This is a genomic window from Acinetobacter sp. WU_MDCI_Abxb74 (assembly GCF_025513915.1).
GTDB lineage: Bacteria > Pseudomonadota > Gammaproteobacteria > Pseudomonadales > Moraxellaceae > Acinetobacter > Acinetobacter calcoaceticus_C.
Genome location: NZ_JAHPRP010000009.1, coordinates 131808 through 146382, shown reverse-complemented (window position 1 = coordinate 146382; position 14575 = coordinate 131808). Strand labels below are relative to the sequence as shown.

The following is a 14575-nucleotide window of genomic DNA, read 5'->3' as shown; positions in this document are numbered from 1 at the left end:
GGTGGGCGCTGACGGGATCGAACCGCCGACATTCTGCTTGTAAGGCAGACGCTCTACCAACTGAGCTAAGCGCCCTTTAACGTCTTCATCGTTTGTGAGGTGCATTATAGAGAATCTTTAACAGGTGTCAAACGCTTTTCGACTTCTTTTTAAAAAAATGCGAATGAATGATTAAAAATAAGTCATTATTAAGTAAAAAACAATTTTTTGTATTTTATTTAAACACTTATTTCAATATTTTCTGCGTTTGCACACCTCATCAAGAATATCTAAAACTCACATTCAGGTTAAAGATTGTTCAGACAAATAAACTAATGCATCTTCAGCCACTAAATCAAATAGCTCAATGATTTCTTCATTACGCATTCGAATACACCCATGTGACATTGGCACCCCCATTGGCTGCGTGTCTGGAGTTCCATGAATGTAGATATAACGTTGCATAGTGTCGTAGCCTTCCCCTTTATTAAACCCAGTCTCTAGACCATCTAACCAGAGAATACGAGAAAGTATCCAGTCTCGCTCAGGATATTGCGCAGCTAACTCAGTGCTATAAACCTCCCCTGTTGGCTTACGCGCGATAAAAACTGCATTTCGGGGAGACTCTGCACCAATTTTCTTTGCCACTCTATGCCACCCACGTGGTGTTCTACCCGTGTTTTCCTGCTCACCGATTCCATTCTTTCCTGTAGAGATAACATAAAACTTATTATGTTTAGGCAAAGTTAATGTTTGATTTGCTAAATCGATGAGAACATCTGCATCTTCGAGTTTAAATTGAGACATTGAACTCATTCTCTTATATCAACTCAAATACATTGAGTTTAAGTAAAAAATTATTGTAAGGACTTCTCTTGCAGTGAAAATAAAAGATTATCAATCTTCTTCTATCTACGCGCAGTTTCACTGCTTGTCTTGCACCAAAATAAAAGATTATTAATCTTTTATTTTGGCTCAGGGCGTAGCCATAACCAAACTGCAACGATGAACATAGTAATATCAGTAAAAGCCTTGACAAAAAGTGGCGCTGAAGTAAATAGCATTATAATTCCGCTAATTGCCATCATTATGCTTGCAATCCACTTCGCTTTACGAGGTACTGTGCCATTGGCTCGCCAATTACGTAATGTTGGTCCATATTTAGGGTGATTTAACAACCAATTATCCATTTGTGGCCAGCCTTTTGAAGCAGCCCAAGTAGCCAGAATCAAAAACACTGTGGTCGGCATACCTGGTAAAATTGCTCCAATAATGCCTAGCGTGATAAAAATCACGACTAAAGTGCGCCAGAACAATGTTCGCATATATAAACCTTAACCTGCTGTTAGCGTTAGTATAAAGTGTTTTTCTAATATTTTTTGTTGATCCGTTATGAAATTAGGATGAATTACTTCGAGTATTAAATGTATGAATATTGCCTCAGTTAAAACGTCCTATTTCGAACCATGGCTTCAATTTCAACATCCTATCGTTCGACAGCTTGCATTTTGTATTGCTAGTCCAAATTTACTTTACCAACTACCAAAAAGTTTATGTATACAACATCGCTTTAAGCTACATCCAAGTGAGTTTTGGGAAGTTCATTTTCAAAACTATTTACCGCGTTTAATAGAACTCGATCAGTCACCTGAGCCTTTAATTCAGTTTTTATCTCAGCTTAAAAGTACACGCCTAGGTTTACGTTTTGAACATCTACTTTGGTTTTGGTTGCAAGAGGATCAGTATCATCCCTATGAATTATTGGGACATAGTATTCAAAAAATTGAGGGGGCAAAAACCTTAGGCGAACTGGATTTTTTAATTTTAAATAAAGAAACTCAAAAAATTGAACATTGGGAGGTCGCCTTAAAATATTATCTGGGTGAAGCAGATTTACATTTAGAACAATGGATTGGCCTAAACCGTCAGGATACTTTAAGCAAAAAGCTTTATCACTTTACCAACAAACAATTTCAGTTTCCTGAAGCCTTAAACTTCGAAATTCAACAACGTTTTGCTGTTTTAAAGGGACAACTTTATCTTCCTTTGGATTTAAATTTGCAGCAGCCCCTACCTGACTGGATAAATTTAAAGCGTCGTTTGGGATATTGGGGCACAACAATTCCTCATTCTTCTTTTTATCGATTAGAAAGACATGAATGGCTGTGTCCAAATAAACAACCTAGTTCAGGTCCGGCACATTGGTGGACAGACGGTTTATATTGTAAAAATGGTCAGGAGGCTCTGTTTTATATGTTTAGACACCCTTCATACTTAAAATTTAAGTCCAACACGCAGAAATTTAAATAATTAACAAGAACTTTAAGATTCTAGAAACATTTTATAACGTTTTTACTATTAAACAGTCATGTTTCTTTTTCCGTTTGTTTTTTAATCTAAATTTACTTCATTATTAAATTTAAACGGAGAAAATGATGAAAAAAGTTTTAGCTGCTTCTGTCATGATTGCTGTTGTTTTAACAGGCTGTAATACGTTTAAGGGTTTTGGTAAAGATGTTTCTAAAGCAGGTGATGCTGTAACGAATACTGCTGAAAAAACACAAGATAAAATGTAAGTTAGAGTTATCACTGAAAAACCTTATCGCTCTGATAAGGTTTTTTTATTTTTACGTACCCATCACGTAGAGATTCGCCTATTATATCGGACTATATTTCACCTGATCAGTACACAATTTCCGGTATGAACCATTCAGATACTCTCTCGCTTAGCCTAGAACTTTTACAGCAACCTTCTGTTACTCCAATTGATCACACTTGCCAGACCATCATGGCAGACCGTTTAAGCCAAGTTGGTTTTCATATTGAACCAATGCGTTTTGGTGAGGTAGATAATCTATGGGCACGTCGTGGAACTGAAGAACCTGTATTTTGTTTTGCAGGTCATACTGATGTCGTCCCAACAGGTAAATTAGAAGCGTGGAATTCGGACCCATTTGCACCTGAAATCCGTGATGGAAAATTATATGGTCGTGGTTCGGCAGATATGAAGACAGCTTTGGCAGCTATGGTTGTCGCATCTGAGCGTTTTGTAGCAAAACATCCAGACCATAAAGGATCTATTGCATTTCTGATTACTTCTGATGAAGAAGGTCCTGCGGTTAACGGTACGGTCAAGGTTATTGAGACTCTTGAAGAACGTAACGAAAAAATTAAATGGTGTCTGGTAGGTGAACCCTCAAGTACTCATAAATTAGGTGATATTGTTAAAAATGGGCGCCGTGGTTCACTTAATGCAGTATTAAAAGTCCAAGGTAAACAAGGCCATGTGGCCTATCCACATTTAGCACTAAACCCAATTCATGAAGCATCACCTGCTTTAACAGAGCTATGCCAAAGTGTTTGGGATAATGGAAATGAATATTTCCCGGCAACATCATTTCAGATTTCAAATATTCATTCCGGAACGGGTGCAACCAACGTCATTCCAGGTACTTTAGAAGTTACTTTTAACTTCCGCTATTCAACAGAAGTGACTGCTGAACAGCTTAAACAACGTGTTCATGAGATTTTAGATAAACACGGTTTACAGTATGAAATCGTTTGGAATCTCTCTGGTTTACCTTTCCTGACTCCAGTTGGTGAACTGGTTAATGCGGCTCAAACTGCTATTTTAAATGTAACTGGCACTGAAACCGAGCTTTCAACAAGTGGTGGTACTTCTGACGGACGTTTTATCGCTCCAACAGGCGCACAGGTTTTAGAATTAGGCGTTCTTAACGCAACAATTCATCAAATTAATGAACATGTTGACGTACATGACCTCGATCCACTGACTGATATTTATGAGCAAATTTTAGAAAATTTATTAGCTAAATAAAAATTAAAAAGGAACTCACAATGAGTTCCTTTTTTTATAGATGAAGCGAATTTTGGATATATTGCAAATTAGGAACGTGGTAGCGTTGATTCTCCATACGCACATATTTAAATACAGTTGGATGCTGTAAAGAGTCCTGTATATCTTCGTTTTCATCTACGACTTCAGAAATACGCAGACGAACTGAAACTGGCATCGATTTACATATGAGTGCAAAACGTTGGCTGATATCTTCACTTTCAATAACTAATGCCACCGCTCGCGAATCAATTTCATTATGCACTGTATAGACTGGAAGTTTTACATCATGCCATTCAATATGCTTGATACCATTTTTAACGTCCATAGCTGATAACACTATGTTTTGTGGCAATAGCATCGGCACTTGCTGATCGCATTCAATAATATATGCATCAATAAAACCAGTTGAAACAGTAATTAAATGTTGAAGTTCTTGCTGATCCATTTCGCTAATTAATGATGTACTGATATGACTATCCACTAGGCAAGTTCCTCTTCACGTGTCATGAAAAAAGCATCAATATTGTGAAGTAAGTCTTCTTCTTGGAAAGGTTTACCCATGTATTGGTTAACCCCTAAAGTAAATGCTCGTTCACGGTGTTTTTCGCCAGTTCTTGATGTAATCATAATGACTGGCATATCTTGATGCAGATCATGATGTCGTACAAGGTTAAGCACCTCAAAGCCATCCATTCGCGGCATTTCGATATCAAGCAGCATCAGATCTGGTTTAATATTTTCCAACTGCTCAATTGCATCAATACCATCTTTAGCAGTGACCACGTCATAGCCCTGACGTTCGAGTAAACGAGTTGTTACCTTACGGACTGTGACAGAGTCATCTACAATCATAATAAGACGGCGTTCATCATTCTCACGTTGTCTATAGATAGCGTCATTAAGCGGCTTATGTCGGCGGGTAGACTGAATTTGGCGAGCAATATTTTGTCCATCTAAAATTAGACAAACTTGACCATCACCTAAAATAGTTGCGCCTGCAATCGCGCCAATACTAGAGAACTGCTGCCCGATTGGCTTGACCACAATCTGCGCACGTGAACCAATAAGCTGATCAACTAATAATGCAATTGTTTGTCCATTATTTGTCTTAATCATTAATACTGGTAGTGAATACATCATCCCACTTAAACGTGGAATTGGTTGATTACCAACAAACTCAGATAAATAACGTAATGGATAGCGTTTATTTTCAAATTCAAAGAATTCTTGTGCGCTTCCAAAATACTGTTCTAATGATGTTGGTGAAACTCGAACAATTCGATCAATTTGAGCCAACGGAATTGCAAATTGTTGATCAGCCACTTTAACCATTAAGGCATCACTAACAGCTACTGTAGTTGGAACGCGTATTGTAAAGATTGTTCCTTGCCCATACACAGAGTCCACACTCACATGTCCGCCCAAAGCTTTAATATCACTTTGTACAACATCTAGCCCTACACCACGACCTGAAATCTGAGTGACTTGATCGGCTGTACTTAACCCTGGATGGAAAATCAACTGTAAAATATCTTGATGTTCTAATACTTGTTCAGACTTAATCAAACCAGACAATAGGGCCTTTTGACGGACCTTCTCGATATCAATACCTCGGCCATCATCCTTAAATGTAACAACAATATCCGTACCTTGACGATGAATATTCAGCTCAATACGGCCAGTCTCTGGTTTTTGCGCTTGTTCACGTTGCACACGATCTTCTAAACCATGGTCGATTGCATTTCGAAGCATGTGCTCAAGTGGTGTAACCAAACGTTCTAGCATCGTCCGGTCTAATTCACCTTCGGTATTATTAACAAAAAGCTCTGCTGGTCGATCCAACGCAGTAGAAGTCTGCCTCACAATTCTTTGTAAACGAGGTAGCAATCGAGAGAATGGTACTAATCGCGTTCGCATTAGCCCTTCTTGAATTTCGGCCTGAATACGTGATTGTTGTACCAGTAAACTTTCGGTGTCTCTGATTTTTTCGGATAATGTATTTTTGAAATCCACTAAATCCGATGCAGATTCGGCAAGTGATTTCGATAATTGATTCAATGAAGAATATTGGTCCATCTCTAGAGGATCAAATTCTGTATAACGAGAGTGCTCAATACCGTGTTTTGCAATAATCTGACTTTCTAATTCGCCTTCCATTCGACGTAACTGGTCTGCTAGTCGTTGAATGGCTAATTCCATTTCCACGAGCGTATGACCAAATTGACTGAGATCCATTTCAATTCGTGAACGGTTAATCGAATTTTCACCAGACAAATCAATCATTTTCTCAATTAAATCTGCCGAAACCCGGATCATCTCATTATTTTGTTCAAGATGCTGTGCTTGTTCCCATGCCCCCATCATTGGCGGCGGTTCTGCACCATCACCTTGCACAAAGCTCATTACAGGTTCAGTACTAAATAAATCAGTTCTGGTCAACTTACTTGGAATTTGTATTGCAGTTTCAATAAACTGAATATTTTCTAAACTTTGTTGTAAACCGTCAAAATGTTGATAATTTTGCTTGAAAATTGCCTCTTTTAACCAAACAATCGCACTCTCTAGCAAGTTGTCATAAATATTTGAGCTAAAATGATAAAGCGCAAATTTTTCAAAAGCGTTTTCAAGTTGATAAGCAATCGCTTGTACGGTTTCAAGTCCCACCATACGGGAACCACCCTTCAAGCTGTGCACTGCTCTTTGTAGCTGAAGCAAGATACTACGATTGGTACGCTGCTCAAACCACTGCTTTAATAGGTGATCGGCCATCTCTAACAGTTCGGCCGCTTCCTCCATAAATGTCTGCTCGACAACAGAGTCAATATCCTGATCTTGGATATTGTCTGTATAGCCTTCTGCATCAAAAACTTGTAATTCTGTGTGTTCAACAAGTCTAATATTAGACTCAACAATTTGCTCAAAATTAGAAGTTAACTCATCAAGATTTAACGCTGTACTGTGTATAACTTCTTGTTGTAATAATTCAAAATTTAATTCCGATATAACATCAGTTTCAGACTCTGTTTGCCTCTCTTTAACAGCAAACCCAAGTAAATTATATACCGTACCCGCACTCTTAAGTGCTTGAATAGTATGAGAAGCAGCATAATCTAAGTGCTGTTCACGTACTATTTGTAGACGATCGGCTAAATCATCTTGAACTAGACGAATAAAATCAATGAGAGCAGATGAAGTAGCTAACTGTCTTTGAATTATGCGCTCATAAATACTTTCTAATTCATGTGCAATTAAACCAATATAATTTGCCTGAATCATATTTGCCCCACCTTTTAAGGTATGCAAATAGCGCATCAGATTATTAAGCGCAGCAAAGTTCTCTTGGTCATTAACCCAAATATTAAGATCTGTATCTATTCCTTCAAGCAACTCATCGGCTTCTTCAAGAAAAATATCTAACAGTTCTGGATCAAAATAACGGTTTACGTGCTCAGTAGACATGAACTGGCGATCTAAATGCACACTCTGGCTCATTGCTACATGATCAGTTAAGACACTTTCGATAGATGCCGGAGATTCATTTGCTGTTTGTTCTACATCAGTACCAAATAACGACTCAACAACTTCTTGATGAATGTCTAATGGTTCAGAATTAAGGCTTGGAATATGCTGGGTATATAGTTTTAGCTCTTCCAAAATATTTTGGTTTTGCTCAATAATGCTAACTCTTTGACCCGCAGCTAATGCATCAAATAACTGAATTAATTGTTGATGTGCTTTTTGATAAATTTCGAAAACATAATCTGATTGTAATAAATCAGGTCGATCAAGCAATACGTCATAGCTATCTTTCAGCTGGTTCGTGTATTCATATAAACCAACCATTGCCTGAGACTGAGTATGTTGCAATAACAAATCAGCTTGTTCACTTAAACGCTCAAGATAGTGAGGAAATTCAGAACGGATTCCTTTCTCAAAATCTAACTCTGCATCAAGTAACTCTGAAACATCAAGCTGTAACAGCTGAGATACTAGACCATGTGGAGGCGTGAGTGGACTCGAATGCTCCCCATGCTGCTCCATATAAACATCCCAAACCTGATTGAACTGTTTCAGGTTAGAGTCCAATTGCTCATTAGAGTAATGCGCAGCTAATAAATCTAAACAATTTCGAATAAAATGACGGTAATCACGGAGTAGAACGATCTCTTCTGAATGAGAAGATAGCTCTTCTTGTAATAGAATTTTAAATAAATGCTCAACCTTGGTACTGGCATCAAAAATTGCTTCTACCTGAGCCATTGCCGAGCTACCGCGCAACGTATGTAATGCACGGATGAGCGCATTGTAACTCTCGTGCTGATGTATTTCTTGTTCTAAAAACTGATCGATAGTCGCTAAGTGCTCTTCCGCTTCTTCCATAAATAAAACTAAGGTTTCAGCAAGGTTATGTTCACTTTCTATGGCGGTTTCTAGAGTTAAATTATCTAACTCCGGTTCTAAATCATTTACCTCTAAGCCAGTCTTCGTTTCCGCAGTAAGAGTATCCCACAATAATAAAAGTTCTTCTAAAGCAGGCTCTAAACTTTGCTGTTGTTGTAATTGTTGTCCCAATAAAATAAGAGGTCTAAAATCTACTGCATGTTCCTTTCTAGATTTAAAATCATCTACTAATTTAAAGAAATAGAATTTAAATACCAACTGAACATATTGTTGGATGTTAGGAGTTAATCTGAGACTCTCATTGATTACCCGATTAAGCGTATCTTCTACAGTCCAAGCAAGCTCTGCGGAGGATTTAGCTCCAATCATTCGTCCGGAACCTTTCAATGTATGAAAATGGCGACGGATTTCAGTCAGCGTAGCAACATTTCTAGATTGCATCCATTCATGAATCGAAGATTGTAATTCAACAAAAATTTCTTCAATTTCTTCAACGAAGATTTCAAGAAATTCGGCATCTTGTTGAGAATAGCTATCTTCCGGTAGCATCATTGCTTCAGTTAAAGTTTTTAATATTTCTTTCATAGCAAAGGCTTCTTTTGCTTATCCCCTAAATGGAGAAAAACGACAGAGTCAACATCAGATAAATAACTGTGTCCCCAATATTTATCTGATGTTGTTAATACTTTTTAGAAGAATAGCGATTATAGAAACAGCTATTCTCATCCCCAATTTAATCAGGTAATTTAAAGTCCGTTACCGATTCACGTAATGACTCTGCCATATTTGCTAATTCAGAAACAGAACGCGCTGTATCGAATGTTGCAGTGGTCGTTTGCGAAGTAATTTCTTGTACGACGGTCATGGTTGTCGCAATATGACTCGCAGATGCAGACTGAAGTTTTGCTGCATCTGAAATGCTGGCCATTAGGTTTGCCAAGTCACCAGATACTTTTTGAATCTCGTCCAAGGCAATACCCGCATCTTTTGCCAAGTTCGCTCCGCGCACAACCTCAGTTGTTGTTTGTTCCATTGAAATAACAGCTTCATTCGTATCGGTCTGAATTGTTTTAACCAGAGTTTCGATCTGTTTAGTTGCCGATGCTGAACGTTCCGCAAGACGCTGTACTTCATCTGCAACCACGGCAAAACCACGCCCTGCTTCACCTGCCATAGATGCTTGGATTGCTGCATTTAATGCAAGAATGTTTGTTTGGTCCGCAATGTCATTAATTAGCGATACGATGTTACCAATTTCTTGTGAAGACTCGCCCAAACGCTTAATACGTTTAGAGGTTTCCTGAATCTGTTCACGAATCGTGTCCATACCTTCAATTGAACGGTTTACCACTTGTGCTCCATTAGAAGCAATTTGTACCGAACGTTCTGCTACTTCGGTAGATTCGGATGCATTTGAAGATACTTGGTCAATTGATTGCGCCATTTCATTCATTGCGGTTGATGCGCCAGCAATTTCTTGTGCCTGATGCTCTGATGCTTCTGCCAATTGGTTAGTAATACTTTGCGTATCTTGCGTATAGCGGGCAACTTCCTGAGAAGTTTCATGAATTCGGGATACAAGATCACGTAATTGGTCAATCGCGAAGTTAATCGAGTCGGCAATTGCTCCAGTAAAGTCTTCAGATACCGTTGCATATGAACGCAAGTCACCATCTGCCAAGTCGGCGATTTCATCCAGTAAACGTAAAATCGCGTTTTGGTTACGGTCATATTCTTCTTGCAAGGTAGCTACGCGTTGTTTATCTGCTTTACTACGAAGTGATAAAAGCTTTAAGACTGAGCTAATTAAGCCAAGAAGGGATAATGTAAGAACTGCAACTAAAGCAAAGGCTTTCCAACCATACTGTGTTTGCTCAGAAAGATCGCCTAATACAGATAACATTTCATCAGATTCCGAGAGGATCTCACCTGATGACTGACGTACGTTTACAATCTGATCTGTATGTTTAAGAACTGATGCCGCTGCAGATTTTAAAACGTTATCATATTCAGATTTAATCCCTTCCAAAGACTCACGTACTTCTGGAGACTCAACTCTAGCAACACCCAATTCAGCATTTCCGTTTAGCTGTGCATTTAAATACACACCAAATGTCTCAATATCGACACCAAAGTCATGTGCTGAGGTTTGAGAGTTTTCGGTACCCACCAAAACGGTGTTAATAGAACGTAAAATACGTTCTGCAATAAATACCTGGTTCTTTGCAATAATCACCTGATTACTTGGTGCTTTTTCGCGAACCATCTTATCAACCATCAAGTTATATTCAGCCTGAATCTCAGGAATAGAATCACTAATCGAGATATTCATGTTATATAGCTGATTAATTACGTCCTGATGTGACGAGATCAAGTTAATGTCATAAGACAAAGCTTTCCACAGAACCGCAACCTTTTTGTATTCTTTTGAAGATGTCCCATGAATATTTTCAACATCTTTCATATTTTTTGCAAAAAGCTGATTCGATTCAGCTAACTCTTTCATAGCTTTAGGTGATCCAGAAGCCGTTGCTTCTGTAGCCTGTCTAGAAATCGTTTGTGACAATAAACGTAACTCACCCAAACTACGTGTTAACTGGTTATGTCGAGGTACACTATAAAATAAATAAACGAGCGAAGTTAAAGCAAATACTAAACATAACAACGCTACATAAAGGACAGGCTTGGACTTTTCGCTTTCCCCAAATAAACTGGCGTATTGCTCAATTTCCGACTGGATTTTTGCAATAAAATTGAGACCCGACTTTTCGGACGCAACACGATTGCCGCCTTTCTTTTTAAGCTTAAAGCCCATAGCTTTTCCCCAGAAAATACTCTGTTTTTCACAGCGTAAAAATTAGTTTATAAATTTTGTCGATGCATTCATGTAATGTGGGTTTTGCAAAAACCGACTAAATAAAAAGACATGCCAATGCTGGTTATGTTGATGGAAATAACCTTGGCAATAATCTTTTAGATTTTCCTCTAGGTCTAAGCTTTGAGAAAAAAAACTTTTTTTATTAAAGTGCTGAATCCCCAAGACCTGATCCACAACCAACCCCACATACTGGTCGTGATGGCTAATACATAACACTTTTTGGGCAGACGAAAATGTGCTTCGTTGCCCTGAAATAAAATGAGCCAAATCAGAAACCGAAAGTAACCTTCCCCGAATGTTTGCCAAACCTTTCACCCAACTTTGAGCATTTGGAACTGGCGTATATTTCGGTGGATAGATAACTTCTGACACTTCCCCAAGTGGTGCGACGAAGTATTGCCCTCTCATTTCAAAAGCAATCCCTGACCATCGCTGTGCTTCATTTTGAACTGAAGCGTAATTCTTATTACCCCGTTTAGACAAACGAAGTAACTCGATAAATCCATTCGCTGCCATACTCGATCCTATAAAACGGGCATATAACCCCGTTATTTATGTTTTTATGGATGGATGAGTTACTTTAGAAATTGTTTAATTACATCAATCAATTGCTTTTCTTCGATAGGTTTAATCAGATAGTCGATTGCACCTTGACGCTTGCCCCATACTCGGTCAGTTGCCTGATCTTTAGTACTCACGATTACCACAGGAATATGCTTAGTATCTTCATCACGAGTGATCTGGCGGGTTGCCTGAAAGCCATTTACACCTGGCATTACAACATCCATTAACACTAAGTCAGGCTGTTCTGCTTTTGCCAAAGTTACACCATCTGCGCCATTAGATGCTTCAAGTACGTCATAACCATGCTTGGTTAGAATTTCTTTAAAACGAAAAGTTTCTGTTGGTGAATCATCAACAATGAGAATACGTGTCATTTCTTTGCCCTTAAATTACTTAATTATGAACTTACATGATTACGAATCGCGTTTAACAATTCATCTTTGCTAAAAGGTTTCGTCAAATACTCATCTGAACCTACCACACGCCCTTTTGCCTGATCAAATAAACCATCTTTACTAGAGAGCATGATAACGGGAATGTTCTGATAATTTTGAGAGTTTTTAATCAAAGCGCAAGTTTGATAACCATCTAAACGAGGCATCATGATATCGACAAAAATAATATCAGGATTTGCTTCTGCAATTTTGGACAAAGCTTCAAACCCATCCACTGCCGTAATCACTTCACAGCCTTCGCGCTGTAATAGAGTTTCTGCTGTACGGCGAATGGTTTTTGAGTCATCAATTACCATTACTTTCAGATTTTGGAATGCATCTTCCATTTAATCTTCCATCCCCAATAAATATAAAATATAAATGCAATTTAACTTAAAGTTGTTTTTACAGATTTATAAGTATTTTTAACATATCTCACGGTCTATTTTCAATGAGGCATTTCTGTCTACTTTCTCATTTATAAACAATAACTTTTAACCTCATCACACTTTAATTAAAATTATCATTTTTTTTATAATGACTATATTTTTATTCAGCTAAATAATAACTAATATAATAAAGATTAATTATTTAAAAATAAGCGATTTAGCTTTCTTTTTTTTGGGGGATTTTCAATGAATAATCGGATGAAATATGCCTTTTATAGGAACTGCTTGTCTGTATCTGTAGGTATTATTTCCTTCGGTTTGCTCTGTTTCTCAACAACCTTTGCTCTAGCCGATACTTCTAAAGTGGTCTGGTATCGTTATTATGATCAACAAGGTACAGCCAATATTAGTACATCAGTCACCCCTGCTCATATTCGTTATGGTTATGAAGTTCTAGATCGAAATATGCAAGTGATTAAAAGAAACCACTCTTATAATGCCGAGGCTGATTTAAATCAATCAAGTCAACGAGCACTGTCAGCGCGACATAGAGAACTAGATATCAAATTAAAAAAAGCCTATAGCAATAGTAAAACAGCCACGATTAAAAGAGATCAAACATTACTTGCCATAAAGAAGCAAATTAACTATCAACAGGAACAACTCGACCAGTTACAACAAGACAAAATTTTATTTAAACGTCAAGAAATGGAATATTTCAGAAAGAGAGAAGTTATTCCTGAGCACCATAAGACGTTGATTGAAAACAATCTAAATAATATTTACAGAGTCAAACAAACAATTGAAACACTTACCAAGACCTACAACCGTACCAATAGCGAGTATGAAAATATTATCGAACGTTTAAAAAAGCTTGAATAACTGTAAAGGTTTATCAAGAATAGGGGCAAAATAAAATTTGAATTATAGGACGATGCTGTATGCACAAGATGCATCTCACCCCTTCCACTATTTTTAAACTGAGTATTATTAGTTTATGTTTGATTTTAGCTGCATGTAATCAGCAAGAAACAAATAAAACAACGGCATCAGCTCCAGCAAAAATCGAACTCATTCCTCAAGATCTGATAGCTGTTAAAGAGGGAGCACTTGACTCTCAAACTGCATTTACGGGTACTATTCGTGCGGTTCAGCAAAGTTCAATTCAGGCTCAAGTAAGTGCTACTGCCACCACTGTAACTACAAATGTTGGTCAGCAGGTACAAAAAGGCCAAGTTTTAGTGAGATTGAATAATCAGGACAATGTTGCACGATTAGCCCAAGCGCGCGCCAACCTTGCCTCAGCTCAATCACAAGCTGAACTTGCACGCAATTTAATGAACCGAAAGCAACGACTTTTTAATCAAGGGTTTATTGCTCGTGTCGAGTTTGAACAGAGTCAGGTTGACTATAAAGGGCAACTTGAAAGCGTAAAAGCCCAACAAGCTAATGTTGATATTGCCCGTAAGGCCGATCAAGACGGTATTATCACCAGTCCAATTTCAGGCGTAATTACTAAACGACAAGTAGAACCTGGTCAGACTGTATCAGTTGGGCAGACTCTGTTTGAAATCGTAAATCCAGACCAACTTGAAATACAGGCCAAGTTACCAATTGAGCAACAGTCTGCTCTTAAAGTGGGTAGCAGCATTCAATATCAGATTCAGGGAAATTCTAAACAATTAAACGCGACTCTTACGCGTATTTCACCTGTTGCAGATCAAGACAGCCGACAAATTGAATTTTTTGCAGTTCCTAAAGAAAAAATTGATTCGTTAAGCATAGGAGCTTTCATTAATGGAAATATTCTTCGTAGTGACACTCAGCACGGCCAAACAATTCCTTTAGACAGCATTCAAAATATGCAACATGATCCTTTTGTATGGGTGATACGTAATCACACTATTCAAAAAGTGAAAATTAGAGTGATTGAACAGCGCTATAACGACAATATTGCTTTAGTTGATGGTTTACAGAACACAGATCTGGTGAGCCGTATTCAATTTGAAGATTCCGACATTAATAAAAAAGTGACGGTTACAACCGAAAAAAATAAATAAGGTAGCAAATA

The 14575-nt window shown here is 37.9% G+C and carries 13 protein-coding genes and 1 tRNA gene; 5 read left to right on the top strand and 9 right to left on the bottom strand.

What is annotated here, in order from left to right; genetic code table 11:
• Nucleotides 1–2 precede the first annotated feature (2 nt).
• The 3 genes from KTH84_RS15020 to KTH84_RS15010 form a co-directional block, all read right to left on the bottom strand.
• A tRNA-Val gene (locus KTH84_RS15020) sits at nt 3–75 on the bottom strand.
• A gap of 207 nt (nt 76–282) precedes the next feature.
• Entirely contained in the window at nt 283–786 is a 504-nt protein-coding gene (gene elsL / locus KTH84_RS15015; protein ID WP_133971924.1) for a cell wall-recycling L,D-carboxypeptidase ElsL, read from the bottom strand.
• Nucleotides 787–944: 158 nt separating this feature from the next.
• Nucleotides 945–1304, bottom strand: a complete 360-nt coding sequence (locus tag KTH84_RS15010) for a YbaN family protein (RefSeq protein ID WP_262473921.1) — start codon at nt 1302–1304, stop codon at nt 945–947.
• 103 nt (nt 1305–1407) lie between these two features.
• On the opposite strand from KTH84_RS15010, the gene KTH84_RS15005 reads away from it, so the two are divergent.
• From KTH84_RS15005 to dapE, 3 genes are all read left to right on the top strand, one after another.
• Complete coding sequence (locus KTH84_RS15005; protein ID WP_133971921.1) at nt 1408–2289, top strand: DUF1853 family protein; 882 nt, start codon at nt 1408–1410, stop codon at nt 2287–2289.
• A 122-nt stretch (nt 2290–2411) separates the two neighbouring features.
• A complete protein-coding gene (locus KTH84_RS15000; RefSeq protein WP_003655297.1) occupies nt 2412–2555 on the top strand; it encodes an entericidin A/B family lipoprotein in 144 nt (47 codons plus the stop codon).
• Nucleotides 2556–2680: 125 nt separating this feature from the next.
• A complete protein-coding gene (gene dapE / locus KTH84_RS14995; RefSeq protein WP_133971919.1) occupies nt 2681–3817 on the top strand; it encodes a succinyl-diaminopimelate desuccinylase in 1137 nt (378 codons plus the stop codon).
• A gap of 34 nt (nt 3818–3851) precedes the next feature.
• On the opposite strand, the gene KTH84_RS14990 is transcribed toward dapE, so the two are convergent.
• From KTH84_RS14990 to pilG, 6 genes are all read right to left on the bottom strand, one after another.
• Entirely contained in the window at nt 3852–4319 is a 468-nt protein-coding gene (locus KTH84_RS14990) for a hypothetical protein (protein ID WP_262473920.1), read from the bottom strand.
• Nucleotides 4319–8824 (bottom strand): hybrid sensor histidine kinase/response regulator, encoded by a 4506-nt coding sequence (locus tag KTH84_RS14985; RefSeq protein ID WP_262473919.1) that lies wholly within the window; start codon nt 8822–8824, stop codon nt 4319–4321. Before KTH84_RS14985 ends, KTH84_RS14990 begins: the two co-directional genes overlap by 1 nt.
• A gap of 148 nt (nt 8825–8972) precedes the next feature.
• A complete protein-coding gene (locus tag KTH84_RS14980) occupies nt 8973–11054 on the bottom strand; it encodes a methyl-accepting chemotaxis protein (RefSeq protein WP_042897421.1) in 2082 nt (693 codons plus the stop codon).
• A 42-nt stretch (nt 11055–11096) separates the two neighbouring features.
• Nucleotides 11097–11633, bottom strand: a complete 537-nt coding sequence (locus tag KTH84_RS14975) for a chemotaxis protein CheW (RefSeq protein WP_262473918.1) — start codon at nt 11631–11633, stop codon at nt 11097–11099.
• Between the two features lie 59 nt (nt 11634–11692).
• Nucleotides 11693–12055, bottom strand: a complete 363-nt coding sequence (locus KTH84_RS14970; protein WP_005036319.1) for a PleD family two-component system response regulator — start codon at nt 12053–12055, stop codon at nt 11693–11695.
• 23 nt (nt 12056–12078) lie between these two features.
• Nucleotides 12079–12462 (bottom strand): twitching motility response regulator PilG, encoded by a 384-nt coding sequence (pilG, locus tag KTH84_RS14965; RefSeq protein WP_042897425.1) that lies wholly within the window; start codon nt 12460–12462, stop codon nt 12079–12081.
• 288 nt (nt 12463–12750) lie between these two features.
• Between pilG and KTH84_RS14960 the strand changes: the two genes are divergently transcribed.
• Both KTH84_RS14960 and KTH84_RS14955 read left to right on the top strand, forming a co-directional pair.
• Complete coding sequence (locus KTH84_RS14960) at nt 12751–13386, top strand: hypothetical protein (RefSeq protein WP_262473915.1); 636 nt, start codon at nt 12751–12753, stop codon at nt 13384–13386.
• A gap of 68 nt (nt 13387–13454) precedes the next feature.
• Entirely contained in the window at nt 13455–14564 is a 1110-nt protein-coding gene (locus KTH84_RS14955; RefSeq protein ID WP_262473925.1) for an efflux RND transporter periplasmic adaptor subunit, read from the top strand.
• Nucleotides 14565–14575 lie beyond the last annotated feature (11 nt).